This is a genomic window from Nocardia wallacei (genome assembly GCF_029868745.1).
GTDB lineage: Bacteria > Actinomycetota > Actinomycetes > Mycobacteriales > Mycobacteriaceae > Nocardia > Nocardia wallacei_B.
This window is the reverse complement of the sequence record NZ_JARWOP010000028.1, coordinates 14,739-35,193: the sequence shown is the minus strand read 5'-3', so window position 1 is coordinate 35,193 and position 20,455 is coordinate 14,739. Positions and strand designations below refer to the sequence as shown.

Annotated in this window: 11 protein-coding genes; 5 read left to right on the top strand and 6 right to left on the bottom strand. The window is 70.0% G+C overall.

Features of this window, described 5'->3' with window-relative positions:
• Positions 1–173: 173 nt before the first annotated feature.
• From QH470_RS01200 to QH470_RS01185, 4 genes are all read right to left on the bottom strand, one after another.
• Positions 174–3,809 (bottom strand): protein kinase domain-containing protein, encoded by a 3,636-nt coding sequence (locus QH470_RS01200; protein ID WP_280270359.1) that lies wholly within the window; start codon positions 3,807–3,809, stop codon positions 174–176.
• Between the two features lie 182 nt (positions 3,810–3,991).
• Positions 3,992–6,139: a 3-hydroxyacyl-CoA dehydrogenase NAD-binding domain-containing protein gene (locus QH470_RS01195; protein WP_280270358.1), complete on the bottom strand. Its 2,148-nt coding sequence runs from the start codon at positions 6,137–6,139 to the stop codon at positions 3,992–3,994.
• Between the two features lie 30 nt (positions 6,140–6,169).
• Positions 6,170–7,381 carry an acetyl-CoA C-acetyltransferase gene (locus QH470_RS01190; protein WP_280270357.1) on the bottom strand — a complete coding sequence of 404 codons (1,212 nt, stop codon included), beginning with the start codon at positions 7,379–7,381 and terminating at the stop codon, positions 6,170–6,172.
• Between the two features lie 292 nt (positions 7,382–7,673).
• A complete protein-coding gene (locus tag QH470_RS01185; RefSeq protein WP_280270356.1) occupies positions 7,674–10,667 on the bottom strand; it encodes a DNA polymerase III subunit gamma and tau in 2,994 nt (997 codons plus the stop codon).
• A 463-nt stretch (positions 10,668–11,130) separates the two neighbouring features.
• Here QH470_RS01185 and QH470_RS01180 point away from each other — a divergent pair, with 463 nt between their 5' ends.
• The 4 genes from QH470_RS01180 (at position 11,131) to QH470_RS01165 (ending at position 16,349) form a co-directional block, all read left to right on the top strand.
• A complete protein-coding gene (locus tag QH470_RS01180) occupies positions 11,131–11,994 on the top strand; it encodes a hypothetical protein (protein WP_280270355.1) in 864 nt (287 codons plus the stop codon).
• A gap of 54 nt (positions 11,995–12,048) precedes the next feature.
• Positions 12,049–13,344 (top strand): ammonium transporter, encoded by a 1,296-nt coding sequence (locus QH470_RS01175; protein WP_280270354.1) that lies wholly within the window; start codon positions 12,049–12,051, stop codon positions 13,342–13,344.
• Positions 13,345–13,407: 63 nt separating this feature from the next.
• The gene (locus tag QH470_RS01170; protein WP_280270353.1) at positions 13,408–15,666 is read left to right on the top strand and encodes an MMPL family transporter; all 2,259 of its coding nucleotides are present in this window, start codon (positions 13,408–13,410) and stop codon (positions 15,664–15,666) included.
• Complete coding sequence (locus tag QH470_RS01165; RefSeq protein WP_280270352.1) at positions 15,663–16,349, top strand: TetR/AcrR family transcriptional regulator; 687 nt, start codon at positions 15,663–15,665, stop codon at positions 16,347–16,349. Before QH470_RS01170 ends, QH470_RS01165 begins: the two co-directional genes overlap by 4 nt.
• 31 nt (positions 16,350–16,380) lie before the next feature.
• Here the strand turns inward: QH470_RS01165 and QH470_RS01160 are convergent, their stop codons facing one another.
• The gene (locus QH470_RS01160; RefSeq protein ID WP_280270351.1) at positions 16,381–17,622 is read right to left on the bottom strand and encodes a neutral zinc metallopeptidase; all 1,242 of its coding nucleotides are present in this window, start codon (positions 17,620–17,622) and stop codon (positions 16,381–16,383) included.
• 7 nt (positions 17,623–17,629) lie between these two features.
• Positions 17,630–18,559, bottom strand: coding sequence for a neutral zinc metallopeptidase (locus QH470_RS01155; protein ID WP_280270350.1), 930 nt, complete (start codon positions 18,557–18,559; stop codon positions 17,630–17,632).
• A 276-nt stretch (positions 18,560–18,835) separates the two neighbouring features.
• On the opposite strand from QH470_RS01155, the gene QH470_RS01150 reads away from it, so the two are divergent.
• Positions 18,836–20,452 carry a DUF2207 family protein gene (locus QH470_RS01150; protein WP_280270349.1) on the top strand — a complete coding sequence of 539 codons (1,617 nt, stop codon included), beginning with the start codon at positions 18,836–18,838 and terminating at the stop codon, positions 20,450–20,452.
• Positions 20,453–20,455: the final 3 nt, after the last annotated feature.

Sequence of the window (20,455 nt, the reverse complement as noted above, 5' to 3'; positions counted from 1 at the left end):
CTGCGGCCCGGCCCCGCGGGGCGGCCCCCCCCCCCCCCCGGCGCGGCGCCCGCGCCCCCGGGCCGGGGCCGGGGGTGACGGGTTACGTGCCGGGGTGACGGGTTACGTGCCGGGGTGACGGGTTACGTGCCGGGGTGACGGGTTACGTGCCGGGGTGACGTATTCGCCGTTGCTCACAGCAGGGAGTCGAGGAATTTCCTTGGTATGACCGGGGTTTCGGCGTGGTCGGCGCAGAACAGCAGGTCGTTGCGGAAGGTGGAGAGTAGGGCGAGGACTCCTGGGCCTGCGTCCAATAGTGGTCGGCTCCAACCCAATTCGGCGCAGCGGGCGACGGCCGGGGCGAGGGTGGCGATCGCCTCGCCGGTCCAGCCCGCCGCGGACAGGCATTCGGCCAGGAGCAGGGCGGCGTCCAATTCCGCACGGGGGCGGTGTTGTTCGGACATGCGCGCGTGGAGTGCCCGGGCCCGTTTCACCGCGGAGTCGTCGGTGCCGAGCGGGGCCAGTTCGTCGTTGCCGAGGGCATCGACGCCGCCTCGGTAGTGGCGGGCCAGCAGGGCGCGGATGGTGGCGATCTCCTCCGCCTCCGACGTCAGCGCCGCCGTGCCCGTGCTGTGGCGCACCGGCCGCATCGCCGGTTCCGGCGCCGCCCCGGCGGACTGCTCCACCGGCAGGTCCAGCCGGAGTCGTTCGGCGCGGATGTGCGCGGCCAACCGGGGTAGTTTGCGGTCGGTGGCGATGCGCGCGCCCTCGTCCAACCGCGCGGCGGCGGTGTCGATATCGTCGCGCGCCGCCTTGACCCGGGCGCCCACCACGAACGTCGTGATCAGGAAGTCGACCGGCCCCACCCGGGCCACCAGCTGATGGCTCTGATCCAGCAGTATCTCGGCCGCCTCCAGATCACCGCGCCGGTAGGTGACCTCGCCGAGCAGCGCGGCCGCCACCCGGACCGCGTGCGACCGCGGTCCCGAACGCTCCCGCGCGGTCTGCCAGGCCTGCTCGAAACACTGTGTGGCCGTGTCGATGTCGAGCTGTTCGTAGGCCGCCGCACCCTTGCCCAGCAGACCCAGCACCAGGCCGAGCGGGTCCTTGGAGCGAGCGTGGTACTGCGCCGCCCAGTCCTGTATCCCGCGCGCGCCGTCGAAATCGAAAGCGCACAACCGCACGAACGACACCAGATTGCCCGCCGTCGACACCGTCCAAGGCGGCAGGTCGTCGGCCAGGTCCAGGCAGTCCGAAATCTTGTCCAGCACACCGTCGGTGCGGTCGCGCGCCACGAGGTCGGCAGCGCCCAGCACCGCGGCCTCGCAGCGCTGCCGCACCGTCTCGGCGTCGGTGGGCGAACTGCGCGCCAGCATGCTCGACAGTCGCCCCAGCGCGGTGCGGGCGGCCCCGGACTGTTGCAGGTTGATGTTGGCGCGCGCCAACGCCAGCAGCAGCTTCGACCGCGAAGCCACCTGCTGCACCGGCAATTTCGACACCGTCCCCAGTAGCGTGGCCAGCCGCGAGGTGTCGATCAGATCCATGCCGCCGGATTCCACCAGGTCCAGCGCCAGCTCGAGATCGGTGGCCGCGAGTGCGTGATCGACCGACCGGCGCAGTTGCCGATGTTCGGCGTACCACCGGGAAGCCTTGCGGTGCAGCGCCTTCGAACGCCCGGGATGCACGCGCTCCAGCCGGTTACGCAGGTGTTCGGCGAACAGCGGCTGAATCCGGAACCACTCCGGATCGTGTTCGACGCGGCTCACGAACAGCTCCCGCTGCTGCGCCTGCTCCAGCAGTTGCTCGGCGTCCGGCGCACCGCTGAGCGCGGCGGCCAGTGGGCCGCTCACCCGCTCGGTCACCGAGATCGACATCAGGAATTCGAGCATGCCGGCATCGAGGGTGTCGAGCACGTTCTCCGACAGGTACTCCCGGATCGCCTGATTGCCGCCGGACAGATGCGCGATGAGCTGTTCCGCGTCGACCGCCCCCGCGTGCTCGTCCGACGACACCGGTCGCGCGCCCCGCAGCGACAAACTGACCAGCTGGATTGCCGCCGGCCAGCCGTCCGCGGCGCTGTGGATCTGCTCGATCTGCTCGTCGGTCAGCTGAAAACCGTTGCGCTCCACCAGGATCTGCCGGGTCTCCGCCAGTGTCAGGCGCAGTTCGTCGCAGCCGATCTCGACCACCTCGTCGCGCACCCGCAGCCGGCTCAGCGGCAGCCCGGCCTGCTCCCGGGTGGTCACGACGAAGCGCAGGTGATGACACGCGTTGTCCAGCAAGGCATCCATCGCCCGATGCGCCCCGGCGTCGGTGACCCGGTGCCAGTCCTCGATCACCACCGCGACCGGCCGCCCGGCGGCATGGATCTCATCGATCAGCGTGGAGATCGCGTAGGGCACCGCCTCCCCGGACCGCTCCTCCAGCAGCTGTTCGAGACCGGCGCCCAGCTCCGGCGCCGCCCGCCGGATGGCCTGCACCAGGTGCGCCAGAAACCACACCTCGTTGTCGTCGTCGTGACCGATGCCGAGCCAGGCCACCGCCGTGCCACCGGCGGTCAGTTCGGCCCGCCACTGCGCCGCGACAGTGCTCTTGCCGAATCCGGCCGGGCCGTGGATCACCGCCAGCCGCCGGCGTTCCCCGGCGCGCAGGATGTCCAGCAGTCGCGGGCGTTCGATCGGCTGCCGCGTCGGGGTCGGCGGCCGGAATTTCGTTGCGGCCGTGGGCGGTAGCGCCGCGGGCGGGGCGAGTGGATGTGCCGCGGCGGTACGCCGCGAGGGGTCGCCGGGCGGCGGCCGCAATGTGGGCGAGGCCCGCAGTCCCGTCAGCACCGACCGCGAGCGCAGCGACGGATGCGCCGAGGCCCCGGCGGGCCCCTTCTCGTCGGCGTTCGGCCCGGGTTGCAGCAACGCCATCTCGTCGGGCAGCTGGCCCTCCTCGCGTTGCACCGAGCGCAGCAGCTCACCCAGCTCGAGCGCCGACTGCGGCCGGTCGGCCGGATCTGCCGCCATCGCCCGTTCGATCACGTCCGCCACACCCGCGGGGATGTCCTGCTCGCGCAGGTCCGGCACGGGCTGGGTGGTGATGCGCAGGAATTGCGCGACGACCTTCTCCCCGGATTGCCGCTCGAAGGCGGCGTGCCCGGTGAGCAGCGCGAACAGGGTCGAACCCAGGCCGTACACGTCCGAGCGCACGGTCGGCTCCTCACCCTTGAGCACCTCGGGTGCGGTGAACGCGGGCGAACCGGTGATCATGCTGGTCGAGGTGCGGAACCCGCCCGGGATGCGGGCGATGCCGAAATCGGTCAGCTGCGGTTCGCCGTAGCGGCTGAGCAGCACGTTGCCCGGTTTCACGTCGCGGTGCAGCACGTCCACCCGATGCGCGCTCTCGATCGCCCCGGCCAGCTTGACCCCGACCCGCAGCGAATCCGACCAGTCCAGCGGTCCGTGGTCGCGGATCAGTTCCTCGAGCGAGCCGTGCGTGGCGTAGGGCATCACGATGAACGGCAGTCCGCCGGGCGTCACGTCCACCTGTAGCACGTCGACGATGTTCGGGTGGCCGGACAGCCGGCCCATCGCGTGCTCCTCGCGCAGGAACCGCTCGCGGCTCTCCGCGTCGATCTCCGAGGAGAGCACCTTCACCGCGACGATCCGGTCCAGGGCGCGCTGGGCACAGCGATAGACGACCCCGAAGCCGCCGCGGCCGATCTCCTCGGCGTCGAACAACCCCATCGCCGCGAGCTGGTCGGCGATCCCGATCTGCGGGTAACGCTGGGTGTTCGATTCGGCGGGAGTATCGGTGCTGCGGACCTTGCCCGTATGTGGGTTCATGGGACCACCTCGAACGTTCCGCTCATTCCAACGTAGCGCGGACTTCTGCGATGCGGTGGCAATTCCGTCCGCGTGTATACGACACCCGCCCGTACCCGCGAAAGCCCTTCGGACGCAGTACGGCCCGGACCACGTCTGCCGTGGACCGGGCCGTACCAGCGATTACGTGCCGCCGGACGCCGCTACTTGCGCAGCGAGGCGGGCACCTCGAACCGCTTGCCGTACTTGGCGGCAAGCTCGTCGGCGCGGGCCACGAAGCCCTCCTGTCCACCCGGGTACCCGACGATGAACTGGTGCACACCGCCGGTCCAGGCCGGGTAGCCGATACCGAAGATCGAGCCGATGTTCGCATCGGCCGTCGCCGTCAACACACCCTCGTCGAAACACTTCTGCGTCTCGATGGCCTCGATGAACAGCTGCCGATCGATCAGGTCCTGGAACGGAACCTGGTCCTCGGTGCTCGTCTTGAAATGCTCACGCAGTCCCGACCACAGGCCCAGCCGCTTGCCGTTCTCGTCGTACTCGTAGAACCCGGCCTTCTCCAGACGACCCGGACGACCCTCGCCCACCATGTAGTCGATGACGTCCTGCGCCGGATGCCGCTCGGTGCCCAGACGCGTGTCGCCCGCCTTCGCGGCCTCGAGCGTCTCGGCGGCGATCTTCTGCATGAGCTTCATGTTCAGCTCGTCCGACAGCTGCAGCGGCGCCGCCGGGTAACCGGCCTGCAAACCCGACTGCTCGATGGTCTGCGGGTCGATGCCTTCCTTCAGCATCGCGATCGCCTCGTTGACGAACGTGCCGATCACTCGGGAGGTGAAGAAGCCGCGGCTGTCGTTCACCACGATCGGGGTCTTCCGGATCGCCAAGGTGTAGTCGAACACCCGGGCCAGCGCCTCGTCGGAGGTCTTCTCCCCACGGATGATCTCCACCAGCGGCATCTTGTCGACCGGCGAGAAGAAGTGGATGCCGATGAAGTCCTGCTCCCGCTTCACACCGGCGGCGAGGCCGGTGATGGGCAGGGTGGAGGTGTTGGAGCCGAGCAGCGCGTCGGGGGTGACGACGTCCTCGATCTCCTGGAACACCTTCTGCTTCAGCTCGGTGTTCTCGAAGACGGCCTCGATGACGAAGTCGACGCCCGCGAAATCCTTGGCGTCGGCGGTCGGGTGGATGCGGTCCAGCAGCGCCTTGGACTTCTCCTCGGTGGTCTTGCCGCGCGAGAGCGCCTTCGCCTCGATCTTCTCCGAGTAGTTCTTGCCGCGGTCGGCCGCCTCCTGCGAGACGTCCTTCAGCACGACCTCGTACCCGGCCTTGGCCGACACGTAGGCGATACCCGCGCCCATCATGCCCGCGCCCAGCACGCCGACCTTCTTGATCTCGCGCTTGGGCACGTCCTTCGGCCGCGAACCACCGTTGTTGATGGTCTGCAGGTCGAAGAAGAACGCCTGGATCATGTTCTTCGCGACCGGCCCGGTGAGCAGGTTGACGAAGTACCGCGACTCGATCAGCGAGGCGTTGTCGAAGTCGACCTGCGCGCCCTCGATGGCGGCGGACATGATGTTCTTCGGGGCCGGCATGTTGGCGCCCTTGAGCTGCTTGCGCAGGTTCGCCGGGAACGCCGGGAGGTTGGCCGCCAGCGCCGGGCTGGCCGGGGTGCCGCCGGGGATCTTGTAGCCCTTGACATCCCAGGGCTGCACGCCCTTGTCCGGGTTGGCCTTGATCCACGCCTTGGCGGCGGGGACCAGCTCCTCGACCGAGCCGACGACCTCGTCGACCAGGCCGATGCCCTTGGCCTTGTTGGCGTCGAACTCGTTGCCCTGCAACAGGATCTGCAGCAGCGCGGTCTGCAGGCCGAACATCCGCACGGTGCGGGTGACACCGCCGCCGGCGGGCAGCAGGCCCAGCTTCACCTCGGGCAGACCGATCTTCAGGCCCTTCACGTCGGCGGCGATGCGGTGGTGGGTGGCCAGCGCGATCTCCAGGCCGCCGCCCAGCGCGGCGCCGTTGATGGCGGCGACGACCGGCTTGCCGAGCTGCTCCAGGCGGCGCAGCGCGCCCTTGATGACGGTCAGCTCCTCCATGATGGCCGCGGCGTCCTCCGGCCCGGTCTGCATCATGTTCTTGAGGTCGCCACCGGCGAAGAAGGTCTTCTTCGCCGAGGTGATGACGACACCGGAGATGTCGTCCTTCTCGGCCTCGAGGCGGTCGACGGTGGCCTGCATCGAGCTCTTGTACAGCTCGTTCATCGTGTTGGCGCCCTGGTTGGGGTCGTCCATGGTCAACACAACGATGCCGTCGGCGTCCTTCTCCCAGGCAATCATGTTGTCGGTCATGTCTTTTGGTCTCTCCTGTGAGGTAGGGCGTCAGACGCGTTCGATGATGGTGGCCACGCCCATGCCGCCGCCGATGCACAGGGTCACCAGGGCGTAGCGGGCGTTGCGGCGCTCCAGCTCGTCGACCATGGTGCCGGTGATCATCGCGCCGGTGGCGCCGAGCGGGTGGCCCATGGCGATGGCGCCGCCGTTGACGTTCAGCTTCTCGTCCGGGATGTTCAGGTCCTTCTGGAACTTCAGGACCACCGAGGCGAACGCCTCGTTCAGCTCGAACAGGTCGATGTCCTCGACGCTCAGGCCGGCCTTCGCGAGGGCCTTCTGGGCGGCCGGGGTGGGACCGGTCAGCATGATGGTGGCGTCGGCGCCGCTGATGCCGGTGGCGACGATGCGGGCGCGCGGGGTGAGGCCCGAGGCCTTGCCGGCCTCCTCGCTGCCGATCAGCAGGAGGGCCGCGCCGTCGACGATGCCGGAGCTGTTGCCGCCGTGGTGGACGTGGTTGATCTTCTCCACGAAGTGGTACTTCTGGGTCGCCACCGCGTCGAAGCCGCCCATCTCACCGACCACCGCGAACGACGGGTTGAGCTTGGCCAGGTCTTCCAGGGTGGTGCCGGGGCGCATGTGCTCGTCGCGATCCAGCACGGGCAGGCCGTTGACGTCGCGCACCGGCACGACCGACTTGGCGAAGTAGCCGCCGTTCCAGGCCGCCGCGGCGCGCTCCTGCGACCGCACGGCGTAGGCGTCGACATCCTCGCGGCTGAAGCCCTCGATGGTGGCGATCAGGTCGGCCGAGACGCCCTGCGGGACGATGTAGTTCTCGTAGCTGGTCCACGGGTCCATGAACATGGCGCCGCCGTCGGAACCCATCGGCACGCGCGACATCGACTCGACGCCACCGGCGATGACCAGGTCCTCGAAGCCGGAGCGAACCTTCTGGGCGGCGAGGTTGACGGCCTCCAGGCCGGACGCGCAGAACCGGTTGATCTGGGTGCCGCCGACGGTGTCGGGCAGACCCGAGGCCAGCACGGTGGTGCGGGCGATGTCGGCGCCCTGGTCGCCCACGGGCGAGACCACGCCGAGGACGACGTCGGAGATACGGTCCTCGTCCAGATCCGGGAAGCGGTTGCGCAGCTCCTTGACCAGACCGGTCGTCAGATCGATCGGCTTGACCGAGTGCAGCGAGCCCTTCTTGTTGCGGCCCCGCGGAGTGCGGATGGCCTCGAAAATGTAGGCCTCTGTGGTCATATCGGAGTGTTTCCTTCCTTAGGCTGCGCCGACACCGCAGTGCCCGATATCGCCGCAGGTAACCTCGCCGACCGGCCGTCGGGCCGACCGTGTGGATGGCGGTCCGGGCACATGGCTCGCACCAGGACTGGACGCTGTACAAACGTCGGCATGCAGAGGCGCACGCGTGCTCGGTTCGCCCCTCTTCCGGGGCCAACCATAGAGCCTCGTAGCACCGCCGCTGACGACCACCCGTTCATAGTACAGCCGGATGCGAACTCCGGTTAACTTAAGGCCGTCCGGCGGGTGTCTGTCAAGCCTCCAGGCGTGTGGCGCCCAGCTCACTCGCGAGCAACTCCAAGGCCACCTCATCGGGGTCGCGGCGGTCTCCGGGCGGGGCCGGGCGGGCCGACTCGTCGAGCATCTCCTGCTCCTCCTCCGGCGTCGGCGCAGGTGGGACACCGTCATAACCTACCGACGAGTAGCCGGAGGGTCCCGGGTCGTCGGGAAGGTCCGGGCCGTCGGGCAGCGGAATGTCGTCGTCCGGCGGTGGCGGCGGGGTGCTCGAATCATTGCCTGCCGGGCTGGATTCGCGACCGCGCGCCGAGGTCGAGCCGGACGCCTCCGGGCTCGTCGTCCGCGACTGACTCGGCCGGGTGAACCGCGGGGTCTCGCCCTGCGCCGGACGTGACTGCCCCGACCCGCCCTGTGCCGGGGCCGCGCCGCCACGCCCCTGAGCCGCCCCGCCGCGACTCGGCGCACCGGACTGGGCACGCCCGCCGCTCGCGGGAGGCGCACCGGACCCGACCTCCCATCGCACCCCGTACTCCCGCCCCAGCACGGCCCGCACCGCCCCCTGCACGGCCTCCACATACTTCGGATTCGACAGCCGCTGCGCCAACGGCGCGTGCTGATGCGCGAACACGATCGTGTCCCCCTCGACCCGAGCCACCGAAGCCCCGGACAACAACGCATGCACCGCGGCCCCGAACTCCCGCACCTTCCCCCTGATCTCCCCCCACTTGGCCTCGACCTCCCCGACCACGTCCCCCTGTGCACCCGCTGCCGCAGCACCGCCCACCGCCCCGAGGTCCTCCACCGCCCCGGCCATCTCAGCAGCCCCGGCAGCGCCTACCGCCTGACCGGACACATCGGCATCACCGAGCGCCTCGACCCGACCGGACACATCGGCACCGCCACGCGCACCCGCCGGACTGGACACATCGGCACCGCCACGCGCACCCGCCGGACTGGACACATCGGCACCGCCGTATGCATCCGCCGGACCGGACGGGTCGGCACTGCCGTGTGCATCCGCCGGACCGGACACATCGGCACCGCCGTATGCATCCGCCGGACCGGACGGGTCGGCACTGCCGTGTGCATCCGGTTGACCGGGCACATCGGCATCTGCACCGGGCGAGGCTGCTGCGGATGTGGTCGGCTCGGGTGAGGATTCCGTATCGATCGGCGGCGCCTCTGCGGAGATGCCGCCCGCAGGCGCACCATCCGAAATGTCCTGTGCCGCCTGGCCGGACGGCTCGAACAGTTCGGCCGTCGCATCGGACCCGTCGGACGGATCCGGACGCACCGCATCGTCCGCTACGGGACCGGCACTCACCTCGGGCTCGTCGCCGTGTGCGGACGAATCAAGGGCGTCGATCGAACCAGCTTGCGGGGCAGGGGTTTCCGCCGGCACACCGGAACGATCGGCCGCCGCCACTTCAGCGGTGTCGGCCGCGGCATCCATCATCGGCGGCGCGGGGTCCGAAAGCGGCTGGGCGGCTGGGGAATCCGGGCCGTGCGGAGCCTGAGCCCGCTGGGCCGGGTGCGGGCGCTGCTCCTGCGCCACGCGCGCAACGTCACCAACTGCCTGCGACGACGACTCCGGATCCGAGGGCATGGCCGATACCGAGGAGCCGACCTCTTGCGAAACCGGCTCGCGGGTGGGCGGCGAACCGTGGACATCGGTGTCCGTGGTGGAAGATGCTGTGGGAGGGGTCTTTTCGGCGCGGATGGCGGCGAGGGCCTCGGCGCCTCGGCGGCGGGAGCCGCCCCCGGCGGGTGCGGGACTCGGCACCGACTCCCCGCCAGGCTGGGCGGGGGCGCTCGGCGCCTGATTCGTCGCGGGCCTCGCGGCGGCGGGAGCGCCGCCCGCCATACCGCGCTCCAGCCGTTCCAGGCGTTGGAGCGTCGCGGATTCGGCGTCGGAGACGGCGGGGAGGAGCATGCGGGCGCAGACGACCTCGAGCAGGAGGCGGGGGGCGGTGGCGCCGCGCATCTCGCCCAGGCCCTCGTGCAGCAGTTCGGCGTAACGGGTCAGCGTGGCGGGGCCGATGCGCTCGGCCTGGTCGCGCATCCGGTCGAGGACATCGCCGGGGCCGGTGACCAGGTTGCGGTCGGTCGCGTCGGGTACCGCGCGCAGCAGGATCAGGTCGCGCATGCGCTCCAGCAGATCGGTGGCGAAGCGGCGCGGATCGTGACCGGCCTCGACCACCCGGTCGACGGTGCCGAACAGCGCCGCGCCGTCACCAGCCACCAGCGCCTCGACCGCCTCGTCGATCAGCGCGATATCGGTGACGCCCAGCAGCGCGAGCGCCCGCTGATAGGTGACGCCCTCGGTCCCGGCACCGGCCAGCAGCTGGTCCAGCACGCTCAGACTGTCGCGCGGGGAACCGCCCCCGGCGCGGATCACCAAGGGGTACACCGCCTCTTCGACCTGGACGCCCTCCTGCTCGCAGATCTTGCCGAGTAGGCCGCGCATGGTCGCGGGCGGCAGCAGCCGGAACGGGTAATGATGGGTGCGCGAACGGATGGTCGGCAGCACCTTGTCGGGCTCGGTGGTGGCGAAGACGAAGATCAGATGTGCGGGCGGCTCCTCCACGATCTTGAGCAGCGCGTTGAAACCCGCGGTGGTGACCATGTGCGCCTCGTCGACGATGAACACCCGGTAGCGCGACTCGGCCGGCGCGTAGAAGGCGCGGTCGCGCAGCTCGCGAGTGTCGTCGACGCCGCCGTGGCTCGCGGCGTCCAGCTCGATGACGTCCAGATTGCCCGGCCCGCCGGGCGCCAGCGCCACGCACGAGGAACACACCCCACACGGCCGGGACGTCGGACCCTCGACACAGTTCAGCGAGCGGGCCAGGATGCGCGCCGAGGACGTCTTGCCGCAACCGCGTGGGCCGGAGAACAGGTAGGCATGACTGATCCGCCCGGTGTCGAGTGCGGTGCTCAGCGGTTCGGTGACGTGCTCCTGCCCCACCACCTCTGCGAATGTTGCCGGTCGGTACTTCCGGTACAGAGCCACGGCCCGAGGGTACCGGCGACCACCGACATCGTTCATGGCAACCGGCCGCCCGGTCCCGGCGCCTCGGACGCGCCTCGAAAGAGCCCGTCCGGCAAGCATTCCCGAAACCCGCTGCGGCGCACCGCAACATACCGATAAGTCCGCCCGCCACGGAAACAATTTGGAAATGCGACCAATAACACCCGTTCACGGAACCGCGACGGCTCGACCGCGCGCATTCCGGACCGGATCCCCGTTTGCCTCGAGAATTGTGGACATAACGATCCAGTAACCCGATTGGCATTCCGGGCGAGGAAATGGCTAACGTGGGTTTCGGCAACTTCGGTAGCCAAACCTTCATCAGGTTGGTGGCCCCGGTCGGTCCCTCATCCCGACCGGGGCACAACCAAATCACCGACTCACAGAGCCCCGCGGGAGTTCTCCCCTACGGCTTTACCGAGCCTCCCGCACCGTCCGGGAGGAAATGTCGACCGTGCCGTCGTGTAACGACATCGCCACCGCTTTGCTTTCGCATACCGAATTCGCCGGCGACCGCGCCGCCGCGGGCCTGCTCAGCCGGGCCATCGGCCCGCGAGAGTTCGCGCTCGACCGGGACTCCTTACCGGTCACGGCCGCCGCCGACCCGAAGACCGCCGCCGCCATCCTGGAGTTACTGGAGCGCGGTCAGGTACCGACGATGCCGGCCATCCGCACCCTCATCACCCAGAACGAGATGCGCGCGGAGGCCGAACGCATCGAACGGCTCGGCAAGCGCGCCCAGCGCAGCATCGACGAATTCGGCCGCATTCTGGCGACGACCACCCACGAATACTGGAAAGCACACGGCTGCGGACCGACGCGGCGCGACATTCTGCTCGCCGATCCCGTCCTGACGCTGATTCGCGAGCGCGTGGGCGACATCGCGCCGAATGCGATCAAACATCTGTGGCTGATCGAGCGGGTGCAGCGGGCGGGCTGGATCGCGTTCGATGCCACGCCGCGATCGCTCTGTGCCGCACGGCGTTTCCATTCCGCCAAATTCGGCAATCGGGTCTCGATGCGCCCGGTGAACACGATCGGCACCCTGGTGGCCGGTTTCCTGGACGAGTACGAGCGCGAGCACGGCCGCCCGCCGCGCTGGTCGGTGCTGGCCCACGACGTGCGCGACGACCGCGGCCGGCGGGTGTTCAACGACACCGCCGACGCCCGCGCCCAGCAGCAGTGGCTGGTCACGGCCGAATGGCTGGCACTGCGCGACGACCTGCCCGTTCCCGGTCCGCGCGGCCGCCGCGCGCTGGCCCGCAAGACCCGTAAACAGCAGGACGCGACAACGGCCCGGCCCGTCTAGCGAGGCGGGTTCGGTAATTTCCTTGCGACGCGCAACGCGCCGGAAGGAGTTACCGTGCCCCCGACGATCGACCCCGCAGCCACGGCCTGGCTGCTGGCCAGCACCGCGCTGGTCCTGCTCATGACGCCCGGCCTGGCCATCTTCTACGGCGGGATGGTGCGCTCCACCGGCGTACTGAACATGCTGATGATGAGCTTCATCGCCATCCCGCTGGTGACCGTGGTGTGGCTGCTGCTCGGGTACACGCTGTCGTTCGGCGACGACGCCGGCGGCGGGCTGATCGGCGATCTGACCCATGCGGGGATGACCGGCATCGGCCCGTCGTCGATCCGCGGCTCGGTGCCGGAACTGCTCTACGCGACCTTCCAGCTGACCTTCGCGATCCTGACCGCCGCCCTGGTCAGCGGCGCCATCGCGGACCGCGCCAAATTCTCGGCCTGGATCGTGTTCGTGCCGCTGTGGACGCTGCTGGTGTACGCGCCCATCGCGCACTGGGTGTGGGGTCCCGACGGCTGGCTGGCCTCCTTCGGCGCGCTGGATTTCGCGGGCGGGCTGGTGGTCGAGATCGCCTCGGGCGGCTCGGCATTGGCGTTGGCACTGGTGCTGGGTCCGCGCATCGGATTCAAGGTGGACGCGATGCGGCCGCACAATCTGCCGTTCGTGCTGCTGGGCGCGGGCATCCTGTGGTTCGGCTGGTTCGGGTTCAACGCCGGGTCGGCGCTCGCCGCTGACGGCATCGCCGCGGCCGTCTTCCTGAACACCCTCGTCGCCGGATGCCTCGGCATGCTGGGCTGGCTGCTGGTGGAACAGCTGCGCGACGGCCGCCCGACCACGTTCGGCGCGGCCTCGGGCGTGGTCGCCGGACTTGTCGCGATCACGCCGTCGTGCGGTTCGGTCAGCACCCTGGGCGCGGTGGTCGTGGGTCTCGTTGCGGGCGTGGTCTGTTCGTACGCGGTGAGCTGGAAGTTCAAGGCGAACTACGACGATTCGCTGGACGTGGTGGGCGTGCACTTCATGGGCGGCATCGTCGGCAGCCTGCTGATCGGCCTGCTCGCCGACGAGGTGATGACCGGCGGCGCGCGCGGCCTGTTCTACGGCGGCGGTCTCGCCCAGCTGGGCAAGCAGGCGGTGGGCGTGGTCGTGGTCGCGCTGTGGGCGTTCCTGGTCTCGTTCGCCCTCGGCAAGCTGATCGACCGCACGATGGGCTTCCGCGTCAGCAAGGAGGACGAGATCGCGGGCATCGACTTCGCCCTGCACGCCGAAACCGCCTACGCCGAGGGCGTGCACGGCCACGCTCCCCGCGGCGTCTTCGGTCACCAGCACCCGAAAACCGGACACGAACAGGGGTGATGACTAATTGGGCTAACGCCGTTACGCTAACGTCGTTACCTTAAGCCCGACCGAGGAGCGCCCATGCTGACCCGAATCGCTCGGCTCGCCACCCGGCACCCGAAACGGATACTTCTGGCCGCGCTGGTGCTGGCGCTGGCGTGCGGCGGATTCGGGGCCTCGGTCACCGATCGGCTGAAGGCGGGCGGATTCACCTCCGACGACGCCGAATCGACACAGGTCACCAGGCTGCTGGCGGACAACTTCGGCGGCGCGGAACCCAATCTGGCGCTGCTGATCCGCTCCGATCAGGGCGTCGACGCCACCGCCGCCCGCACGGTGGCCACCGACATCACCGCGGATCTGCAGGGCCGCCCCGACGCCCTCGGCGTCCGGTCCTACTGGAACAGCCCGCCGCAGATCAGCTCCGCGCTGCGCAGCACGGACGGCAAGAGCGCGCTGGTGCTCGCCTACCTCACCGGCGGCGACGACGCGGCGCAGAAGACGGCCGCCGACGTCATCGAGGGGTTCGGCGCGACTCCCGACGGCGTCACCGTGCGGGCGGGCGGCCTGGCGGCGCTCTATCACGAGGTGAACACCCAGGTCACCAAGGACCTCACCCTCGCCGAGGGCGTGGCGATACCGCTAACCGCGATCGTGTTGATGCTGGTGTTCGGCAGTGTGGTCGCGGCCGCGCTGCCGCTGATGATCGGCCTGTTCGCGATCGTCGGCACGCTCGCGATCCTGCGGGCGCTCACGCTGTTCTCCGATGTATCGATCTACGCGCTGAATATGACCACGGCGCTGGGCCTGGCGCTCGCCATCGACTACAGCCTGTTCATCGTGAGCCGCTACCGGGAGGAACTCGCCGGCGGCCGCACCCACGCCGACGCCGCGGTCCGCGCCGTGCAGACCGCAGGGCGCACGGTGCTGTACTCCACGCTCACGGTGGTGCTGGCGTTGGCCGCGCTGGCCGTGTTCGACCTCTACTTCCTGCGGTCGGTGGCGTTCGCGGGCGTGGCCGTGGTGGCGGCGGCGGCCGTGGCGTCGATCGTGATCCTGCCCGCCGTGCTGGTCCTGCTGGGCGACCGGGTGAACGCGTGGGATCTGCGGGTGCTGCTGCGCCGCCTGTTCCGGCGTCCGGAGCCGACGCCGCGCCCGCTGGAGCGTTCCGCCTGGTACCGCACGGTCACGTGGGTGATGCGGCACGCCGTTCCGGTGACCGTCGCGATCGTCGCGCTGCTGCTGGCCATCGGATCACCGTTCCTGGGCGTGAAATTCGGCTACCCCGACGACCGCGTGCTGCCGCCCGGCGCGCAGACCCGGGCCGTCGGCGACGTCCTGCGCAGCGACTTCCCGGCCGTCAACGCGGGCACCGGCACGACGATCGTGCTGGACGGCTACCACGGGGACGCGGCCCCGATCGGCGGCTACGCCACGGAGCTGTCGCGGGTGAACGGGGTGTCGGCGGTGCTGTCCAGCTCGGGTGTGTACGTGTCCGGCGCCCGGGTCGCCCCGACGCCGCCCGGCATGGCCAACGACACCGGCCAATACCTCACTGTCACTTCACGATTCAATCCCTACTCCACCGACGGAGAGAACCAGTTCCAGCAGTTGCGGGACGTGCCGGCGCCCGCCCCGGCGCTGTTCGGCGGCGGCGCGGCGATCAACGCCGACACCCTGCACGCGCTGGGCGCCCGGCTGCCGCTGGCGGTGGCGTTGATCGCGCTGTCCACTTTCATCGTGCTGTTCCTGTTCACGGGCAGCGTGGTGCTCCCGTTGAAAGCCCTGGTGCTCAACACTCTTTCGCTGAGTGCGATGTTCGGGATGATGGTCTGGATCTTCCAGGAGGGGCATCTGTCGGGGCTGCTGGGCTTCACCCCGACCGGCTACCTGGTGGCGACGATGCCCATCCTGATGTTCTGCCTGGCCTTCGGGATGTCGATGGACTACGAGGTCTTCCTGCTGTCCCGGATCCGGGAGGCGTGGCTCGCTTCCGGTCGCACCACCGCCGACAACGTGCGCTCGGTGGCGCTGGGCGTGGCACGCACCGGCCGGATCGTCACCGCCGCCGCGCTCCTGATGGCTATCGTGTTGGGCGCCATGGCTACCGCGAAAGTGTCATTCATGCAGATGTTCGGTCTGGGGCTCACCCTGACCGTGCTCGCCGACGCCACCATCATCCGTGGCCTGCTGGTACCGGCGCTGATGAAACTGATGGGCCGGGCCAACTGGTGGGCCCCCGCGCCGCTGGCCCGGCTGCACAGCCGGTTCGGGCTGTCCGAGGAGGCGCCCGAGCCGCGCACCGCCGCCCCCGAACCCGAACCCGCGGGCCGGACATGATGTGCCCGCGACGCCCGCGGTCGGCCCGCGGCACCGGCGCCCGGCTGCGCGAGGAGATCCTCGAGGCCACGCGGGAACTGCTGGCGCGCACCGGAAGTGCCGACACGGTGTCCATCCGTGAGGTGAGCAAGCTGGTCGGAGTGAGCGCGCCCTCGATCTACCGGCACTTCGCCGACAAGGACGCGCTCATCGACGCGGCCGTGGCGCAGGTCTTCGAGAATCTGGATGCCGCCGTCGCCGCGGCCACCGATCCCGCACAGTCGCCGATCACCCGGATGCGCGATCAGGGCATGGCGTATGTGCGCTTCGCCCTGAAACATCCGGGCCAGTACCGGGTCGCCACCGCGGGCTCCTCGGCCGACAGCCCGCGCGCGGTCGACCTGGTGATGGGTAGCGGCGTGTTCCGGCGGTTCGCCGACACCGTGCGGGAGGCCATGGACGCCGGGACGATCGCGCCCGGCGACCCGCTACCGGTGGTACTGGAACTGTGGGCGGCCGCCCACGGCATCGTCTCGCTACTGATCGCCAAGCCCTACCTACCCTGGGGCGACGCCGAGGCCATCGCCGACCGCGTACTCGGCGCCGCCTGCGTCGGCCACGCGGTACTCGACATCATGGGCGGCGAACTCCCCGACCCCGACGAGACAGCCCGCTGGCTGTCCCGCCTACGCGAACAGAACTGAAACCCGCCCCACCCCTCGTCATCCGGGGGTTTCAGGACACGTCGGACGACGGCGCAGTCCAGGTGTTGCACTTCTGGGTGCGGTTGTTGATGTAGCCGTGCTCGTACCAAGAGCCGTAATGCTGTTTGCTGCCATGGTCTCTGGTGTCGCCCTTGCCGTCGCCGCGGGAATAGTTGTCGCGGATGGTGCGCTGCGCCTGATCCAGGCTGATCGTCCCGACGTGATTGGACGAGCCGATGAACATTCCGCCGAAGCACTGCGCGCCCAGCTCCGCCCGACGCGAGATCTCCAGTCCCCGTGCGGAAGTCGGGCCCGCGTCGTAGCGGTCGCGGTGCGCCTTGCCCAGCACGCCGCTGATCGCCTCCACGTGATGGCCGTACTCGTGGGCGAAGACGGTCAGGTAGATCACCGAATCGTCGCCGTAGTCCTCGACCTGAATGGTGTCGAGCGGCATATAGATGGTGTGGTTGGTCGAGCAGTAGAAGGCGGCGAAGTTGCCGCCCGAGCTGGTGCACGGCGAACTGGCATTCGACGAGCGCGCCGGGACGGAGATGGTGGGGCTGGAGAACGGCAGCGCCGCGCCCTGCAACACCGGCTTCCACATGTTGTCCAGGCAGGTCCGGGCCGCCTCGAAGAAGGCCTGCGCCGCGGCCACCGTGGCGCCCCAGCGCGGATAGCCGCACTCGATGTTGACCAGTCCGGAGTCGGCGTCGCGGAACAGCGGGTTGTCGCCGGTCGCGTTGACCGGTTGCGGCCCAGCGGGTTTCGACGACGTCGTGGCGGTGCGGGTACTGGAGGCCGACCGCGAGGTGGTCGCCGCGCTGGTCGACGCCGTCGTGGTCGGCGCACTGGCCGAGGTGGTGTAGCTCGGCGGCGCGTAGGTGTAGCTGGGTGTGTCGTAGGAATACTTCGACGGATGACTGCTGCTGGAGTTGACGGTGGCGAACACGACCAGAGCGCCGACCACACCGAACACCAGCAGCACCGCCAGCACCGCGCCGACCGCTCCCCCGCCGCCCGACCTCGGCGGCGGGTAGGGCCGCCCGTAGTAGCCCGGCGGCGGCAGCGGCGGACCGTAGGGCGGGCGCGGCCCGGGTGGCGGACCGTACGGCGGACGCGCGCCGTATCCCGGCGGCGGACCGTACCCGGGCGGCGGACCATACCCCGGCGGCGGTCCGTATCCGGGCGGCGGTCCGTACCCCGGCGGCGGGCCGTAGGGCGGGCGGCCCGGCGGCTGCGAGCCGGGCGGCGGGTATCCGGGAGGCTGGGTCATAACCGCATCAACTCACCTGGCTCGCAGGGGCTTTGAATGTATTGCACTGAGAGGTCTGGTTCTTCTCGAAGCCCGTGCTCCACCAGTCGCCCATGTGCTGCGCCGAACCGTGGTCGCGCATATCACCGGCGGCGTCGCCGCGGCCGTACGCGTCCTCGCGGGTATTGCCGGCCTGCGTCGAGGTCAGCGAGCCGCCGCCCGCGGTGGCGGCGAGGAACATGCCGTCGAAACAGTTGGCCTGCAACTCGACCCGGCGCGAGAGCTCCAAACCGCGGGCGCTGCTGGTGCCCGCCTCACGCCGCTGTTTGTTGGCCTCCAGCAGAATTCCCGACTGGGCCTGCACGTGATGCCCGTACTCGTGCGCGAACACCGACAGGTAGATCTCCCAATGGTCCTTGAACATCGCCGTCTGCAACTGGCTGATCGGCATGTAGATGGTCTGGTTCGCGCCGCAGTAGAAGGCCGCGAAATTACTGCTGCTGCCGGTGCAGGGCGTGCTGATGCCGGCCGTGGTGGCGGTGACGCTGAGCTTCGGCGGCGTGAACGACAGGTTCGCCGCCGACAGCACCGGCCGCCACGCCTGCTCCAGGCATCCCGCCGCGCTCTCGAAGAACTTGCGCGCCGCGTCGACCTGCGTGCTCCACGGCGCGTACCCGCACCGCGCGGGGCTCAGCGGCGAACCCGGGTCGGACAACAGCGGATTGGCGTCGGTCGCCGCGATCCCGGTCGCGCCGGGCGCATTTTTCCCAGTGGTGGGAGCATAGGTGTAGCTCGGCTGGTCGCCGGAGTGGGCGACGTGCACGCCCGTGCGGATGGCCGTGCGCACCAGTCCACTGGTGACGATGAGGATCAGAACGATCAGGAACACACCCAGTCCGCCGCCGCGCTTGCGCTGCGGCGGACGCCCCGGCGGACCGTACGGCGGTGGGGGCGGCAACGGCGGCCGATAACCCGAAACCGGCGGTGGCGCAGCGTATCCCGGTGGCGGATACCCGTGCGGGGGATAACCCGGCGGCGGGCCGTAACCGGGCGGCGGTGCATAGCGAGGCGGCGGATAACCGGGCGGCGGCCCATAGGGTGGCGGCCCCGGCCGACCGGCGGGCGGCACCGGCCCGTATCCGTAGGGTGGTTGACTCACTCCCCCGTGCCCCCTGGTTCTTCCCGTCTCGACAGCCGCTGACGCAGGATAGCAAGCTGTCTAAGCTAAGGCCCCATGCTGATCTTTCGGGGGGGCGCCCTGGGCGCTCTGTTGCTGGTTCTGGCGGGAGCTTTCGCCGCCGTACCCGCGGCCCAGGCGCAGGAGCCGGTCGACGGGGTGACGATCAATGCCGACATCAAACTCAGCGAGCAGGGCCTGCTCGAGGTGGCCGAGACGGTGCAGGTGCCGCCGGGAGGCCAGTTCCACATGGCCGTGCCGCTGCGGGTCGCGCTGAAGGACAAGGGGGAACGGCGCTTCAGCGTCACCGACGTCTCCGCCACCGGCTCGGGCACCGCCAAGGTCGAGGGCGACCGGTTCAGTATCGACGCGCAGCCCGGCGAATCGTCGTATCGGTACGTCGTGCACAACACGGTCAACGACGCGGCCGGCACCCAGCTGTTCCGCTGGAGCGGGGTGCTCAACACCGACGTCGCCTCGATCACCGCGTCGGTGATCAGCCCGAGCTACGAGATGGGCATCGTCGACTGCAAGATCGGCCCGGCGGGCAGCGCCCAGCCGTGTGCCGACGTGCGGGTGGAGCCGGACGGCGTGCTGACTCTTTACAAGGAGGGCCTGAACAAGGGCGACCTGATCGACCTCACCCTGCAGATGCCGCCGGGCACCGTGCCCGCCAACGCCGACATCACCGGCGACGAACCCAGCGCGTTCGCGATCACCGCGCCGGTGCTCGTCGCGTTCGGCGTGCTGCTGGCGGCGCTCGCCGCGGCCGGTGGTTTCGTGGCGTGGTCGCGCCGCCAGGACGCCGCGGCGCTGACAGGGCAGGACACGCTGGAACCGGTGCAGCACAACGGCAATCAGGTGCAGTTCGCCTCGCCGGAGGGCGTCCTGCCGGGCGAGGCGGGGCTGCTGCTTGACGGGTCCGCCGATCCGGGCGACCTGGCCGCCACCGTGGTGGATCTGGCGGTACGGCGCTACCTGTGGGTCACGCCGGTCGGCGATTCGGACTGGCGGATCAACCGCGTCAATCCGGCGGACGATCAACTGCGCGACTACGAGAAGGCGGTCTACCGCGCCCTGCTCCCCGACGGCGCCGAGTCGGTGCTGGTGTCGGAGTTGCGCGGCGCGGGACGAATCAGCGGCGAGCCGGTGCGCGCGGCGCTGCGGGACGATGCTCTGGCGCGCGGCACACTCATCGATCGGACCCGCCGCGGTCCCGCGTTCTGGCTGGGCGTGGTGCTGGTGGTGGCCGGTGTCGCGACCACGATCGCGCTGGCGATCAGCGGCGGGCACGCGCTGGTGGGTGTCGCGATCGCCCTCGGCGGGGTCGCGGCGCTGCTGCTGCCGCGCTATCTGCCGGTGCGCACCGCCGCGGGCCGCGAGCTGGCGGGCCGGGTGCGCGCGCTGCAGCGCGGGCTGGACGCGCTGACCGCCGACCGGGTGCCGCCCGCCGATCGCGAGCTGGTGTTCTCCCGCGCGCTGCCGTTCACCGTCGTCGGCGGCCGCGCCGACAACTGGATTCGCACCTTCCGCGACCTGAACCCCGCCGCCGACCGGCAGCCCGGGCTGTACTGGTTCGGCGGTTTCGACCGCGATCAGAATCTGCACCGATTCGCCGGGCACTTCCCCTACTTCATCACCGCGCTGGAAGGATTGTTCGCGGGCGGCCGCTGACCC